Genomic DNA, 14,891 nt, shown 5'->3' on the forward strand with positions numbered 1-14,891 from the left:
GAGCCCTCACAACTGAACCCCCGCAATGCCGTCCCTTCCAACCAAAAAAATGCCCAAACCTCTCGGTCCGAGCATTTTTTTGACCCTGATCACCCATTCCTCCCCAAAAACCTCGACTCTATGTAAGCCTCCAGCCATCGGACGCAGCATCATTTCGCTACTAAACTCGGGACAAGCGTGTTCATGTGCAGGATTATAGCCAGCACGTATCGCCCAACCGGCCAGGTACTCAACAATAGCCAGCCCACTTTAGAGGGCATTACCCAATGGATAGCAGAACCTTACGCAACCTGATGCGCATTGTGCAGACCGGCTCTTTGTCGGCGGCGGCAGAGCATTCCTGTTTAACGGTGCAGGCGTTGGCCGCGCAGTTGAACAAGGTCGAAGAGCAGTTCGGTTTTCGGTTGTTTCGTCGCTCCAACAAGGGGTTGACCCTGACCCCGCAAGGCACGGAACTCACGCCTTACATGGACAAGGTGTTGGTCGCCACGCGGCAACTGGAAGAAAAAGTGGCCGCGCTGAAGGTGCCTGGGCAGCGTACGCTAAAGGTGGCGCTGAACACGACGCTGTCGGCTGACTTCAATCGGCGAATGATCGGACGCCTGATTGAGGTGTTTCCCGACTATCAGCTGGAGTTCAGCTACGCCGAGTCGATGGAAAACCTCAGCAAGCTGAAGAATGAAGACTTCGACCTGGCGGTGCTGATCGGCCCGCAGAAGCCGGGGTTGCCCAGCATCATCCTGCCGGAGGTCCAGGTACAGGTGGTCGGTGCGCATTGCGGTCAGGAACATGATCCGCTGGTGTTGCTCGGCAACAAGTTTCAGGTGCGTCCGGCGGACGATTGTCCGTATTCCCACAGCTTCCTGCGCTTTCTCGATGCCGGTCTGGGCAATTACGAGTCGGGCAATCGGATGGTTTACTCGTGCAGCGAAACCCTGACGTTGTCGTTGATCACACAAATGGACGGCCTCGGCATGGTCTCGCGGGATGCGGCCCAGCGTAACGGCCTGACCATTTTCCCCGGTTTCGAGGATGCCCTCGAAGTGCGGTTGGCGATCAACAATCCGGAGTTGTCGGGTCAGGCCTTGCACGATGTGGTCGACCTCCCGCTATATGAACGAGCCGAGCGCAATGTACGCAGCCGTTCCCACCGCAACGGAGAGAAAGAGGTTTTTGCTGAAATACGCACATAACAACGTCGGAATCGCGGCATAAAATTCCGGGCGATCGAGCTGCACGTGCTGATCCTTGATCAACAACGGCGTAAGGCTGATTGCAGCGACGATCGCCACCGGCAGGTATTCCAGCGCTCGGGCGACGAAGGGCGGCCAATGGTCGGTGTTCACTTGCAGCGGCAACGCGCGCGGCAGGAAGGTCACGGCCATCATCAGCGCGACGACCAGAATCAGGAACGTTTGGTCAGGCATACGCCCACCCCGCAGCCCACGAATGTGGCGATAAATACGTTGAAAGGCGAGCTGCCGACCAGGCTCAGCGCGCCCATGCAGGCGACGGCGGCCAGTGCGGCGATGAGCTTGTTACGTGTGTTGCACAGCGACACCAGCACGTAGAGCATCATCGCGGTCAGCGCGTAGTCGAGCTGATACTTGATCAAGTGCGCCGCGTACTGCGCACAAATCGCCCCCAGCAAACCGCCGAGCACCCACGAGGTGTGGCAATACAGATTGAAACCGATCAGGTAACGCACGTTGACGGGCGAGCCCTTGCCCAACTTGACGCTGTGAAAGGCGAACGACTCATCGGTCAGCCCGCCCGCGTAACACCAACGCTCAAACCGACTGAGCCCCATCGCCTGCAACGCTTTGGCCATATAGACCGACATCAGCATGTGCCGCGCATTGATCAGAAACGTGGTGAGGATGATGGTGGTCAGCGAAGCGCCGCTGGAAATCAGCGCCAGGGCGGCAAACTGTGAAGCGCCGGCATAGACGAACAGGCACATGGCGACCGGCAGCCACACGGGCAACCCGGCGTTCACCGCCATCAATCCGAACACAAACGACACCGTGAAGTAACCCGCAACTACCGGACTGGCCTCGGCGAAGGTGCGCGACGCGTGCGGTTCAACCATCAGCGGCTGGCTGCTGGAGGTCTCATTCATAGGTCCCTCTCAAATGTTCTTTCGCCGCGCGGTTCGCAAAAACCCTGGGCACTCCAAAAGCGTTGGCCGGCAAGGTTAGCATCGTCGACAAACAGGAACATCCGCAGCACGCCCACGCGTTTCATATCGGCCGACGCGGATTCAACCAGTCGTTGACCGACACCCTGGCTGCGATACAACGGGCTCACTGCCAAATGGTTGATCGTGCCGCGACTGCCGAGCATTCCGCCCAACACCGCGCCGACGATTTCGCCGCTGGCATCCAGTGCGATAAACGCGGTGGTGGTCTTCTGCACCAGCACACCGCGCAGGCATTTGGCGTCCTGCCATTCACAGAAAGACACTTCTTCGAATTGCCGAAAGAAGCGTTCCAGGCGCTGTGCATCCTTGGCCGTGGTGCGCCGCAGCATCACCGGTGCAGGGCACTCGGCGAGGCTGTCCACGGTGTTGTACTGTTCAGCGAACAATGTCGAAAGCGGTCCCGGGCCGCGAGAAAGAGATCGCCAGAATCTGCCGGTACGCCATGGCGTGAGAATGGGTATTGCGTGCCGGTGTCACGTAGTGACGCATGTCGCGATCGAGAAAGAAGGTGGTGTCGAGGATTTCCTCGTAGGTCGTCGATGCCACTTGCTCTTGATTTTGAGCTTCGTACAAACGGCTCTCCGCCCCTTCAACGTTATTGCGTCCCCAGAAGTGCACGCCGCTGAACGGATAACCGTCGCAGTGAATCCCTTCCGGGGTGATTTCCAGTTGTTTGCCAGGCTTGATCTCGATGCGGATCTGATGAATCTGGCATTGCCAGATTTCCTCGTGCAATTCGGGTGGCAAAACGTTTTTGTACACTTCGAAGTCGGTGTCGATCAGGCTGCGCATCACCGGTGAATTAATGATCTCGTCAGAGAAGTCCTGAAAGTGCCGCACCATTCCGCCGACGTAGCTGTTGTTGGCCTTGGACTGAACATAGGCGCGGTGTTCCAGCTGTTTCAGGTCGCGCGTGACCGGGTTGTACTCGAAATCGCTGTAGCGACGATAACGCATGCCCGCCTCGGCCTGACCGTAGTAACTGTCCGGTTCCATGTTTTCCCAACTTTTAGTCAGTCTGACGAAGTCGGCGAAATGACCGTAGAGATTGAAGTCACCACCCTGCACGTTGACATATTTGTCGCGCCGTAGCGATTCGCCCACTTCTCTGTTCAAAACGATCATTTTAAAAATCTCCGTGCAATTAGCAGCCTAATCTAGAGAGCACAGGATTTACGTCCATGAGAAAGAATTTGAGGCATATCAAGCGCTGCTTGAAACGAAGCATGACGTTGCTTTAATTCGACTTTTTATGATCGAAAATGGCCGTTTCATGCTTTTTTCAATGATTGTCAGGCGAAAAAAAACCCCGAACCAGTCGGGGTTTTTATCGAGTGTTGAACACTCAATCGATCATCAGAAGATGTTGATCGGATAATCCACAAACACTCGCACTTCGTTACCGCTGACGTTGTACTCGCTGGATTTCTGCGAGACACGCAGGATCGAGCTGCGCAGTTTCACGCTCAGGTCTTTGGCCGGACCGCTTTGCACGACGTACTTGAACTGGTTGAAGATTTCGCGCTCGGTGCCGCCTTCGCTGGTGGATGTGGTGATGTTGTCACCGCGCACGTAGGCGAAGTTGTAGCTCAACCCTGGAATACCGAAGGTGCTGAAGTCCAGGCCGTAGCCCAACTGCCAGCTGCGTTCGTCTTCGGCGTTAAAGTCGGACCAGTAGGAGTTTGCCAGGTAGATGGTATTGCCACCGTCGCCGACACGACCTTGATCTTTCTGGTAACCGCCGTAGGCGTAGCCCAGGTTGCTGTCGCCGGTGCTGCGCTGGTGAGCGAGGGTGAACGAGTGCGGGCCGGTGGCGAAGGTCGCTGCCAGGCTCCAGATCTTGTTGTCGTCGCCGGTGAGACCGTTTTCGCGGACGTAGGAATCATCCAGCTTGGTGCGATAGCCGTTGAAGTCCAGGGTCAGGGACTGATCCTTGTCGATCGGGAACACGTAGTTGGCGTTCACGTATTGCTTCTTCAGCACGTCTTCGACGTCGGATGCGTAGACCGCAGCCTTGAATTGTTCGGTGAACTGGTAGCTACCACCCAACACGTTGATCGACTTCAGGCCACCACTGTCACGGCCTTCAGCGCTTTTGCGCGATTCGGCGGTGAAGCGACCGGCGTTCAGCTCCAGGCCTTTGATCTCCTTGGAGGTGATCAAGGTGCCGGTGTAGCTTTCTGGCAGCAGGCGCCCGTTGTCGTAGCTCAGAACCGGCAGGGCCGGCATCTGGTCACCGTAGGTCAGCGTGGTGCTGGAGAGACGGAATTTGACCGCTGCGCCGCCCTTGGACAGGTCGTCAGCCGCGTTGCCGCTGTCGCCCTTTTTAAAGAAGTCGATGCCTTGAGCGCCGGTGCGACCCTTGCCGCCATCCAGACGCAATGCGTATAGACCGAAAGCATCCACCCCGACACCGACGGTGCCTTGGGTAAAGCCGGACGAGAACGTACCGATGGCCGCTTGGCCCCACTCGGCTTTGTCCGGGTTGCCATCTTTGTAATCACGATTGATGTAGGCGTTGCGCATCAGCACTTTGAGGCTGCTGTCTTCAACAAATCCCTTGGATTCGGCCTGGTCGTTAGCCATGGCCTGTGTAGCGCTCAACATCCCCAGAGCGATCAGGCTGATTCGCTTATTCAACATTTTGTTCTTTTCCTTATTACCGGTTGATACGCGCTGTGTCGAACGGCTGAAATGGCGCTATCGCACTCTTTTTTCACCCCAAAACAAAAAGGCCCGCCCACGAGAAAATCGTGGCGGGCCTTTTTATTATTTTGTGAGTCATGGCGGTTAGCCACAGGCGTTGGGCGAATGCTAGCCGCGCCCTTAACGACGTGTCAATTTCATGAATCGTCTATGAAAAGCTGACAATCGTCTAAGCAATTACTTGCCAGCGATCGCCAGTTGTACCGTATGGCTGTCGACGAACTGTTCGAAGTGCGTGACTTTGCCATCGGCCAGGGTCCACAAATGCGCAACGCGAGCGTTCATCGGAAGGCCGGTTGCCTTGTAGATTCCGCTGTAATTGCCGTACGCAAACACCTTGTCGCCCTGTGCTACGTAGTCCTCGATCTTCAACTGAAAATCGTCCCATTCAGTGGCCAGACGCTTGAACACGTTCTCGACGATGGCATCGAAACCGACGTAGGTGCCGGCGTAAGGAAAGCCTGCCGCCTCGGTCCAGCGGGCATCAGCGGCCAGGGCCGCAGCGGTGTTGCGTGCGTTTTCCTGGGCGTTGGCGCCTTCGTAGGTGCTTTTGATCAGGCTCAGATTGTCCATGGTGACTCCGGATGAATTCAAGGGGCACAGCCGTCGATGCCACAAGCTGGTACGGGGGCTGACGAGGTTTGTGCGGGAAGCGATTGGCATAACCATTGCGCGAACGCTTGAGGCTTGCCGAGCCAGGGTCCGATATCGACCAGGGTGAATTGGCCATCCTGTTCAAGGGCGAAGGTCGGAAAACCCTGTCCGCCGACCTTGGCCAAGAGTGCGCGGCTCTCTTTTATATGGCGATCGGTTTCGGCTTCTTTGAATGCCATCTGGAAGGCTTGAGATTCGAGGCCGATATCGTTGGCAAGCTCCAACAACACCGCTTCATCGGCGATGCGCCTACCTTCCACGTAATGAGCCGTCTGCAAACGCCCCAGCAACTCAAGTCCACGGCCCGCAATCTGTTCGGCTGCCAACACCGCAGCAATCGGCGGCGTGGAATCGAACACGGCCGTCTCATCGCGTAACAGACCTTCGAAATACGCTTCGCCAAATGGCTGGCCGGTGTACTCGGCGATACGTCGGTCGTGGGGCATCACGTAGTTGCGCAGTTTTGGGGAAACGGTTTGGCGGCTGGCGCCGCTCATCATCCCGCCACCGTGGGCGATTACCGCCAGCACGCCTTGGGCGGCTTGTACCAGCGGTTTGGCGCCGTAGCACCAGCCGCATAAAGGGTCGTAAATGTAGTGAAGGGTCATAGGAGACTCCGGCAACCATCAGGAAAACTCAGTGCCGGCAGACTAATCCTCGGACCGTTGCGGAAAAACGCTGAAATAGCTTTCAGACTGTTTCAGGAATCGGGCGAATGATCTCACCGAGATTCTGTAGAAATCTCGACACAACTCGAAACAATCAAACAACGGAACTTTTCAAGAATAATTAACTAAAGCAAATAACAAGCATTACCATTCGCGCCCTCGAATTCTTCCACCCTTTCGGATGCGCTTCAGATGCCTGCCCCCTTCCGCCTTACGCCCGTAACCCTTGGGCTTTCTGCCTTCCTGTCTGCCGGTTTCACCTGCGCCGCGACCACCGTTTTACCCGAAACCTCGATCAGTGCCGAAGCTGAAGCCGAAGACCCGCGTGTGAAGGAAACCAGCACCGCGACCCGCACCGCAACACCGGTACGCTACGTGCCTCAAGCCATCGATTCGATTAAAACCGCGAACGTCGTGGATTACGGCACCAATGATCTGGGCACTGCATTGAGCGGCATCCCCAACGTCAGCAGCGGCGCCGACACCCGTTTCGACAGCCTGCGCATCCGGGGTTTCGACGCCAGCAACGACTTCTATCTCGATGGCATTCGTGACGACAGCCAATACGTGCGCGACTTGCACAACATCGAGCGTATCGAAGTCCTCAAGGGCCCGGCCGCCGTGTTGTACGGCCGTGGCAGCCAGGGCGGGATCGTCAACCGGGTCAGCAAACTGCCCGAGTTCGGCCGTCGTTCGACCGTCGAAGCCCAAGGCGGCAGCGATGATTTGCGCAGCCTTTATGCCGACCTCAGCACCGATCCGTCGGAGAACATCAGCCTGCGCTTGAACATGGGCAACATGGATCAGAACAGCTTCCGCGATGGCGTCAGCGGCAACCGCCAACTGTTCGCGCCGTCGATGACCTGGCAACTGACGCCGGACCTGAACTGGCTGGTGCAGTACGAATACAGCCGCTACAACCGTACGCCGGATCGCGGCATCCCTAGGGTCAACGGGCGCCCGGCAGACGTAGGACGCGATACGACCTACGGCAGCGAGCACGACTTCATCGACGACAAGTCGCAATCCCTGCGCTCCAAACTCAGCTATGAACTCAGCGACAACTGGCAGCTGCGCCACACCCTGGGCGTGTTCAAGCTCGACAGCGATTTCGACAACACTTACCTGACCGGTTACACCCCGGCCACCAAGGTCACGCGTCAGCACTGGCAGCAGGATCTGACCACCCGCAATGTCTATAACAACGTCGAACTGGAAGGGGGTTTCAATACCTTCGGCCTGGAGCATCGCCTGCTGACCGGCATCGAGACTGGCAGCCAGCGCCGCGATCCGACCTTGTACAACGCGGCCACTTCCGGACCGGGCAGCTCACCAGTGCCGGCGCTGGACTTGTACAACCCGAATCGCGATTTGCGCCATACCGGGCGCATGCAGGTGTCCAGCGACAACCACACCGAAGTCGAAAGCCGTGCGGTGTATGTACAGGATCAATTGCGCCTGAACGATCAATGGCAACTGCTGGCCGGTTTGCGCTACGACACCTTCGACATCGAATCGACCAACAAGCTGCGCAACATTTCCGAAGATCGTGACAGCCACAGCACCAGCCCGCGTGTAGGCCTGGTCTGGACGCCGCTGCAGAATCACTCCTTCTATGCGTCCTGGACCAAGACGTTCTCGCCGGTGGGTGGCGGTTTGATCGGCATCACGCCGGGCGTTGCCGGCAACAGCAACGATTTGAGCCCGGAGCTGACCAAGCAAAAGGAAATCGGCGTGAAGAGCGACTGGCTCGACGACCGTCTGAGCACCACCCTGGCGATCTACGAACTGGAACTCTACAACCGCCGCACCAGCGATCCGCTCAACCCGACCATCACGTTGCTCTCGGGCCTGCAACGTTCCCGTGGCATCGAGCTGACCGGCACCGGCAAAATCGCCGGTAACTGGTACGTGCGTGGCGGCGTGGGCGTGCAGGACGCGACGGTCGAGAAGGACAACAACGGCTTTGAAGGCAAACGCATCAGCAACGTAGCCAAGCACAACGGCAGCCTGTTCCTGACTTGGAAACCGGAAATGGGCTGGTATGCGGAAACCGGGTTGACCCTGGTGGGCCAGCGTTATGCCGATAACCTCAACACCGTTGTGCTGCCGGGTTATGGCCGTTGGGATGCACTGGCCGGGTTCCGGCAGAAGGATTGGGACTTGCGCGCGGCACTGAACAACATCAGCGACAAGACCTATTACTCGTCGGCCACCAGCGCAGCACAGATTCAACCCGGCGAACCGCGCAGCCTCGTGGTGACTGGGACCTACAGCTTCTAAGTATCAATTCACCGGTGTGGACCACAAACAATGTGTCCACACCGATCACCTGTGGGAGCGGGCTTGCTCGCGAAAGCGGTAGTTCAGTCGACATCGATGCTGAATGATCCACCGCCTTCGCGAGCAAGCCCGCTCCCACAGGGTTCAATCGTGATGATGAGCCCGTATTCCACACAAAAACCATCACCCATAAAAAAGCGCCGCCATCCCGGCAGCGCTTTTATCAATCCTTTGTTTTTTCTTCTTATCCTTCCATCACATCCCACAACGCTTCCAGTTCCGCCTCGCTGAACAAACCAGCGGGGTAACGCTCGATCATCATCCGGCGCGGATCAGGTTCTCTGATCTGACGCGTTCCATTGGACTTCAACCAGTGCGCCAGGACCTGGAGCGATTCGCTATTGACTGCCAGGGGATGCAACGCCCGCTCGCTCACTACGTTCACTTCGGCGATCATTTCAGCGCTCTCTCCTGGTTCGTGAGCGGCTAACTTATCCAAGGTTTATGACAGAACATCGCAGTCCTCCCCCTCCCTGTTTTACACCTTGAGAGATACAAGAGCTGTGCCAATGTTTCTCAAGTGTCGACAAGCGGATACAAAGAAGCCCGCAGTCCTTTGGGGCTGCGGGCTTCTTGATTAACGGCGGGGATAAACTTGAGCCTCAGTGATTTTTCAACCGGTTCAGGCTGTTACAACCCCACTCACTCCTTGTGCGGCGCCGGTTGCTGTTGGGTAAGGCAGTGGATGTTGCCGCCTCCCAGTAACAGTTCGCGGCCCGGCACCATCACCACTTCGTGCTGCGGGAACAGACCCTGCAAAATCTCTTTCGCCGGACCGTCCAGCGGGTCGTCGAAACTCGGCGCGATAATGCCGCCATTGACGATCAGGAAGTTCACGTAGGAGCCGGCCAGACGAACGGTCGGATTACGCTCCTGAGTACCGTCCACCGGATCCACGCCAGCGCACTCTTCCTCGGTCGCATACAGCGGCCCCGGGATCGGCATCTTGTGCACCGTGAATGGGCGACCCTTGGCATCGGTGCTGATTTCCAGCACCTTCATTGCCGCCTGGCAGCGCGGGTAGTTCGGGTCCTGCGGATCATCGGTCCAGGCCAGCAACACTTCGCCCGGACGCACGTAGCAGCAGAAGTTATCCACATGGCCGTCGGTTTCGTCGTTGAACAGACCGTCCGGCAGCCAGATGATTTTATCCACAGCCAGATGGGCGCTGAGTACCGCTTCGATTTCTGCACGGTTCATGTGCGGGTTGCGATTGCGGTTGAGCAGGCATTCTTCGGTGGTGATCAGGGTGCCTTCGCCATCGACGTGGATCGAGCCGCCCTCAAGCACGAAGCCTTCGGTGCGATAACGCTGGCTGCGCTCGATCTCGAGGATCTTGCCACCCACTTGCGAATCGCGATTCCACGGCGAATACAAGCCACCATCAAAACCGCCCCACGAGTTGAAGTCCCAATTCACACCACGGACTTCGCCACTGTTATTGATGACGAATGTCGGGCCGGTGTCGCGAACCCAAGCGTCATCGCTAGACATCTCGACCACACGAATATTCGGCACGTCGAGGCGGGCGCGGGCGTTTTCGTATTGGCCGGCGGAGACCGCCACGGTAACCGGTTCAAAACGGGCGATGGCTTTGGCCACGGCCACGTGCGCGGCTTGCGCGGGTTTGCCGCCCAGGCGCCAGTTGTCCGGGCGCTCTGGCCAGATCATCCAGGTTTGGGTTTGTGGCGCCCACTCGGCGGGCATGTAGAAGCCGTCGGCGCGCGGGGTGCTGTTTAAAGTGGTCATGCGATCAGGACTCCAGGGAACCGTCGAGGGTTTTGATCGCATTGTATAGGTTCGGGCGACGATCGCGGAACGAACCCCACGCGCTGCGAATGTGCTCCAGTTCGTCGAGGTCGAAGCTCTGCACCAGCACACCTTCTTCGGTTTTATCGAGTTCCTGGACCTTCTCGCCGAACTGGTTGGCGATGAACGACGAGCCGTAGAACGTGATGTCGTAGCCGTCCTGTTCTTCGTTGCCGATGCGGTTGCTGGCAATCAGCGGCATCAGGTTGGCGCCGGCATGGCCTTGTTGCACACGTTGCCAGTGGTCACGGGACGAAATGGTTTTGTCGTGCGGCTCGCTGCCGATGGCGGTCGGGTAGAACAGGATTTCCGCACCCAGCAACGCCATGCTGCGGGCGCACTCCGGGAACCACTGGTCCCAGCAGATGCCCACGCCGATTTTCGCGTAGCGGGTGTTCCAGACTTTGAAGCCGGTGTCGCCCGGGTTGAAGTAATACTTTTCGTGGTAGCCAGGGCCGTCCGGGATGTGGCTTTTACGATAAATCCCGAGGTTGCTGCCGTCGGCATCGATGATCGCGATGCTGTTGAAACGCGCGCGGCCGGCCAGCTCATAGAAGCTGATCGGCAGCACCACTTGCAGTTCCTTGGCGACTTTCTGGAAGTGCTTGATGGCGACGTTGTCTTCGACCGTCGTGGCCAGTTGCAGGTAATCAGCGTTCGGCTTCTGGCAGAAGTACGGTGCCTCGAACAGTTCCTGGATCAGGATGATCTGCGCGCCTTTGGCCGCGGCCTCACGGACCAGTTTCTCAGCGGTCTCGAGGTTGGCTTCAAGGTCCCAGGAACAGGCCATCTGGGTGGCGGCGACGGTAACGATACGACTCATGAATCATCTCCGGGGCAAGTGCTGTGGGTCGAGGGTGGCATCGACCGATGACAGAAACGGGAAGCACGGGCGTGATGAGTCACGCCGTGAGCAATGGCGACTTTATAGCCGATAAAAATCGGCTTTCAAAACGATTATTCTTCCGTACGTCTAATTTAAAGCACTTAAACCCGATAACAATCGGTGTTTTTGAGGACGTCTCCGCGGGCAAGCCTCGCTCCTACAGGTCATGCGTCAATTTGAAATCGCGCAATTTCTGTAGGAGCGAGGCTTGCCCGCGAAGGCGATCTCAAGCCTTACAACCCTTCATCCAACACCTTCGCCAGCATGTCGACAAAGAAATCCACACTCCGCCGCGAGGTCACCATCGGCGGTTTGATCTTGAGCACGTTCAAATAATCCCCCGTCGGCTGCATGAAAATCCCCAACTCCCGCAACCGATCACACAGCGCCGTGGTTTCTTCGGTCGCCGGTTCAAGGGTGTCCCGGTTGCGGATCAGCTCGACACCCAGGTAGAAGCCGGAACCATGCACCGCGCCCAACAGCGGATGAATATCGATCAGCGCTTCAAGCCGCTCCTTGAAATAGCCACCCACGACCTGGGCGTTTTCCCAGAGCTTTTCTTCTTCCATCACATCCAGCACCGCCATGCCGATCTGGCAACTCACCGGACTGCCCCCCGCCGACGAGAAGAAATAGCCCTCGGCCTCCAGCGCTTCGGCGATTTCCCGGCGGGTGATCACCGCGCCCAGCGGCTGGCCGTTGCCCATGCCTTTGGCCATGGTGATGATGTCCGGCACCACGCCCTGCTCTTCGAAACCCCAGAAAAAGTTGCCCATGCGCCCGTAACCGACCTGAACTTCGTCGGCGATACACACGCCGCCCTGCGCGCGAACCAGCGCATAGACCTGTTTCAGATAACCCGGTGGCAGCGAGATCCCGCCGGCATTGCCGTACACCGGTTCGCAGATGAAACCGGCCAACTGGCGTTTCTGTTCAGCGATTTTCGCCAGGTTGTGTTCGACGCTGCGCACGTAGTCCGGCGCGCTGTCGAGCCCACGGAATTCGCCGCGATAGATATTCGGCGCGGTCACCGGATGCACCCAATCGGGACGGCTGCTCAAGGCTTTCGGATTATCGGCAATCGACGTCGAGACCGCGTCCGCGCCCACCGTCCAGCCGTGATAGGCCTCCAGCACGCTGAGCATGTCGCGACCGCCGCTGTAAGCCCATGCCAGACGAATCGCCAAGTCATTGGCCTCGCTGCCGCTGTTGACCAGGAACACCCGGTCCATGCCCTTCGGCGACAACTTCAGCAAGCGCTCGGAAAACTCGGCCACCGCGGCGTAGTTGAAACGCGAGTTGGTGTTGAGCAACGACCACTGACGGCTGGCCACCGCCGACATGCGCGGATGACCGTGGCCAAGCACCGCGACGTTGTTGAGCATGTCGAGGTAGGAACGGCCCTGCATGTCGATCAGGTGATTGCGCCAGCCGCGCTCGATGCGCGGCGGGTCGACGTAATAGTGCTTCTGGGTCCGCGCGAAACTGGCGTCGCGGCGCGCCAGCAATGTCTGCGAATCGAGTTCTGCTTCAGCATCGCAGGCCAGCCCCAGCAACGCCGCCGGTGATGGGCACAACGCTTGCCAGGCCAGTGCGCGAGACGGCGTGCAAAACAACGGCGCATTGAACGAAGCGCCTCGGCACAACTGCACAATCAACGGCCCGCTGACCGCACCCAGCACCTGACCTTTGACCAACGCTGCGCCGGTGTGCAGCGACGGCGTCACGCCCCACAACCGCACGCTCAATTGCGGACCGTCCAGTTGCAGAACCCCCACCGCCGGCTGATGAACCACACCGGCAAACGGCGATTCGACCGCCGTGCCGTTTGGCACGCGCAACTCCACGTGCAACGGGCACGTGTCGGGCTCGGCGGCGCGGTCCGGTCGGGTGCGGGACAAACGATATTGGCCATACCGACTGGCCGCCAGACCGTGAGCCGCCGCTGCTTCAGTCAGCAAGCGCTGATCAACGCCCTCCTGCTCCCAGTTACCGGCTTCAAAATGCGGGCTCAGCACGCCCAGATCGATCAAGGCAAATTCACGCCCCACCAGGCTCGGCAGCAACGGCGCGAAACCTTCGCTACCAATGCTCGGCAGTGTCTGGCCGACGCACGTCAAAATCGCCGCTTCCATCAATTCCAGCGGCAGCGACGTAGCAACGCGGAAGATCTCCCACTCGTGGGTCAGGTTGTCGCGGCTGTATTCATTACCCGGATCAATGCTGACTTGCTGTTCGCCACTGAGCACCAGCACCGCCGCACGCGCGACGATCAGCGGCCACAGCGCCAGCAGCTCTTCGTGGGTTAGCGGATTGACGGCGTGATAAGCCTGGACCGCCGGCAAGATATAGAACGGATCGCCACCGGCGTGATGCAGCAACGCCGCACAGGTGACCGAAAGATCGGTAATGCGCCAGGTGCGGATCAAGTCGCCGAAGTCGATCACGCCCTGCAACTGCCACTCGCGCTGCGAGTCCCGCTGCCAGACCACGTTGTCGTCGGTGATGTCCATGTGAATCGCCTGCACCGGCAATTTATCCACCAGCGGCTGCAAATGCCGCTCGGCCCGTTCGGCCGCCTCGGCGATCGACCGGCGTTGCGCGTCATCCTTGATGACTGGCAGCAAATGGCCAATCAGCGCGTTGGCGTGGCGGGCGTCCCATTGCAGTGTGCGCTCAAGGCCCGGATGCTCGAATGCGGCCAGCGCCAGGTCCATTTCGCCGCAGAGCCGACCGAAACCGGCCACCACCGAACCGGGCAGATGATCGAGGTGCGTCAGCGACTGGCCTTCGATGTAATCGAGCAGGCGCACATGCAGGGCCTGCCCACCGACTTCCAGCGTGAGCAGGTCTGCACCACTCTTGGAGGGAATCACTCGCGGCACATGCACGCCGGAGTGTTCCCCCAACTGCTTGATCCCGGCATGCTGGGCTTGCAGCTCCAGCGCCGAATAGTCGCCCCGGCAGATTTTCAGGACGAAACGCCCCCGGTCGCTGTCGACCCGAAAGTTGAGGTCCTGCTGGCTGCCCAGAGCGTGTAATTTTCCACTCAGCCCGTAATGCCCCTCCAGCAGCTCTAGTGCTTGCTCCGCAGACACTTGCGGGCTGGGCAAACTGGCGCGGTGAATCAACGTGGCAAGTGGCATACAACGACCCCTGAAATTTTATTAGGCACTTATATCGCCACTGCATCGACCGATAATCAACCCCCGTCGGCGCGGCAAAAGCCAAATACGACCAACAACCCTCTTGCACCGCCCTGCTCCTGCCGACAAGCTATGCTCATTCGCTTTATCGTCTTACAGAAAAAGGCTGGCCAACATGCGTATTCTCATCACCGGCGGTGCCGGTTTCATTGGCTCTGCCCTGATTCGCCACCTGATTCGGCATACTGAGCATGAAGTGCTCAATCTGGACAAACTGACCTACGCCGGCAATCTCGAGTCGCTGACCAGCATTGCCACCGACACCCGCTACGAGTTCGTCCAGGCCGATATCGTCGACCAGGCAGCCGTGAGCGCGGTACTGGCACGTTTTCAGCCTCACGCGATCATGCACCTGGCGGCGGAATCCCACGTCGACCGTTCCATCGACGGTCCGTCGGATTTCATTCAGACCAATA

Annotated in this window: 14 protein-coding genes; 3 read left to right on the top strand and 11 right to left on the bottom strand. The window is 58.5% G+C overall.

Going from position 1 to position 14,891, the window contains the following annotated elements; all coding sequences use genetic code 11:
- Positions 1-266: 266 nt before the first annotated feature.
- A complete protein-coding gene (locus EYC95_RS16465; RefSeq protein ID WP_131061302.1) occupies positions 267-1,193 on the top strand; it encodes a LysR family transcriptional regulator in 927 nt (308 codons plus the stop codon).
- Here the strand turns inward: EYC95_RS16465 and EYC95_RS16470 are convergent.
- The 7 genes from EYC95_RS16470 to EYC95_RS16500 form a co-directional block, all read right to left on the bottom strand.
- Positions 1,110-1,427, bottom strand: a complete 318-nt coding sequence (locus EYC95_RS16470) for an AzlD domain-containing protein (RefSeq protein WP_131061303.1) — start codon at positions 1,425-1,427, stop codon at positions 1,110-1,112. The genes EYC95_RS16465 and EYC95_RS16470 overlap by 84 nt on opposite strands.
- Positions 1,406-2,122 carry an AzlC family ABC transporter permease gene (locus EYC95_RS16475; RefSeq protein WP_131061304.1) on the bottom strand — a complete coding sequence of 239 codons (717 nt, stop codon included), beginning with the start codon at positions 2,120-2,122 and terminating at the stop codon, positions 1,406-1,408. The genes EYC95_RS16470 and EYC95_RS16475 overlap by 22 nt, the downstream gene beginning before the upstream one ends.
- Positions 2,119-2,532 carry a GNAT family N-acetyltransferase gene (locus EYC95_RS16480; RefSeq protein WP_178083839.1) on the bottom strand — a complete coding sequence of 138 codons (414 nt, stop codon included), beginning with the start codon at positions 2,530-2,532 and terminating at the stop codon, positions 2,119-2,121. The genes EYC95_RS16475 and EYC95_RS16480 overlap by 4 nt, the downstream gene beginning before the upstream one ends.
- 46 nt (positions 2,533-2,578) lie before the next feature.
- Complete coding sequence (locus tag EYC95_RS16485) at positions 2,579-3,328, bottom strand: 2OG-Fe dioxygenase family protein (RefSeq protein WP_131061305.1); 750 nt, start codon at positions 3,326-3,328, stop codon at positions 2,579-2,581.
- Positions 3,329-3,559: 231 nt separating this feature from the next.
- Complete coding sequence (locus EYC95_RS16490; RefSeq protein WP_131061306.1) at positions 3,560-4,846, bottom strand: OprD family porin; 1,287 nt, start codon at positions 4,844-4,846, stop codon at positions 3,560-3,562.
- A 240-nt stretch (positions 4,847-5,086) separates the two neighbouring features.
- The gene (locus tag EYC95_RS16495) at positions 5,087-5,482 is read right to left on the bottom strand and encodes a nuclear transport factor 2 family protein (RefSeq protein WP_131061307.1); all 396 of its coding nucleotides are present in this window, start codon (positions 5,480-5,482) and stop codon (positions 5,087-5,089) included.
- 17 nt (positions 5,483-5,499) lie between these two features.
- The gene (locus EYC95_RS16500; RefSeq protein WP_131061308.1) at positions 5,500-6,171 is read right to left on the bottom strand and encodes a DsbA family protein; all 672 of its coding nucleotides are present in this window, start codon (positions 6,169-6,171) and stop codon (positions 5,500-5,502) included.
- Between the two features lie 252 nt (positions 6,172-6,423).
- Here EYC95_RS16500 and EYC95_RS16505 point away from each other — a divergent pair, with 252 nt between their 5' ends.
- Positions 6,424-8,514 (top strand): TonB-dependent siderophore receptor, encoded by a 2,091-nt coding sequence (locus tag EYC95_RS16505; protein ID WP_131061309.1) that lies wholly within the window; start codon positions 6,424-6,426, stop codon positions 8,512-8,514.
- 244 nt (positions 8,515-8,758) lie between these two features.
- On the opposite strand, the gene EYC95_RS16515 is transcribed toward EYC95_RS16505, so the two are convergent.
- From EYC95_RS16515 to EYC95_RS16530, 4 genes are all read right to left on the bottom strand, one after another.
- Complete coding sequence (locus EYC95_RS16515) at positions 8,759-8,971, bottom strand: hypothetical protein (protein ID WP_131061311.1); 213 nt, start codon at positions 8,969-8,971, stop codon at positions 8,759-8,761.
- Between the two features lie 245 nt (positions 8,972-9,216).
- On the bottom strand, positions 9,217-10,323 hold the full coding sequence (gene aguA / locus EYC95_RS16520) for an agmatine deiminase (protein ID WP_131061312.1): 1,107 nt from the start codon (positions 10,321-10,323) through the stop codon (positions 9,217-9,219).
- A gap of 4 nt (positions 10,324-10,327) precedes the next feature.
- Complete coding sequence (gene aguB / locus EYC95_RS16525; protein WP_131061313.1) at positions 10,328-11,206, bottom strand: N-carbamoylputrescine amidase; 879 nt, start codon at positions 11,204-11,206, stop codon at positions 10,328-10,330.
- Between the two features lie 296 nt (positions 11,207-11,502).
- Positions 11,503-14,415 carry an aminotransferase gene (locus EYC95_RS16530; protein WP_131061314.1) on the bottom strand — a complete coding sequence of 971 codons (2,913 nt, stop codon included), beginning with the start codon at positions 14,413-14,415 and terminating at the stop codon, positions 11,503-11,505.
- Between the two features lie 175 nt (positions 14,416-14,590).
- Between EYC95_RS16530 and EYC95_RS16535 the strand changes: the two genes are divergently transcribed.
- Positions 14,591-14,891: GDP-mannose 4,6-dehydratase (locus tag EYC95_RS16535; RefSeq protein WP_131061315.1), on the top strand; the 301-nt coding region annotated here is incomplete at its 3' end.

The organism is Pseudomonas sp. BGI-2 (genome assembly GCF_004310295.1).
GTDB lineage: Bacteria > Pseudomonadota > Gammaproteobacteria > Pseudomonadales > Pseudomonadaceae > Aquipseudomonas.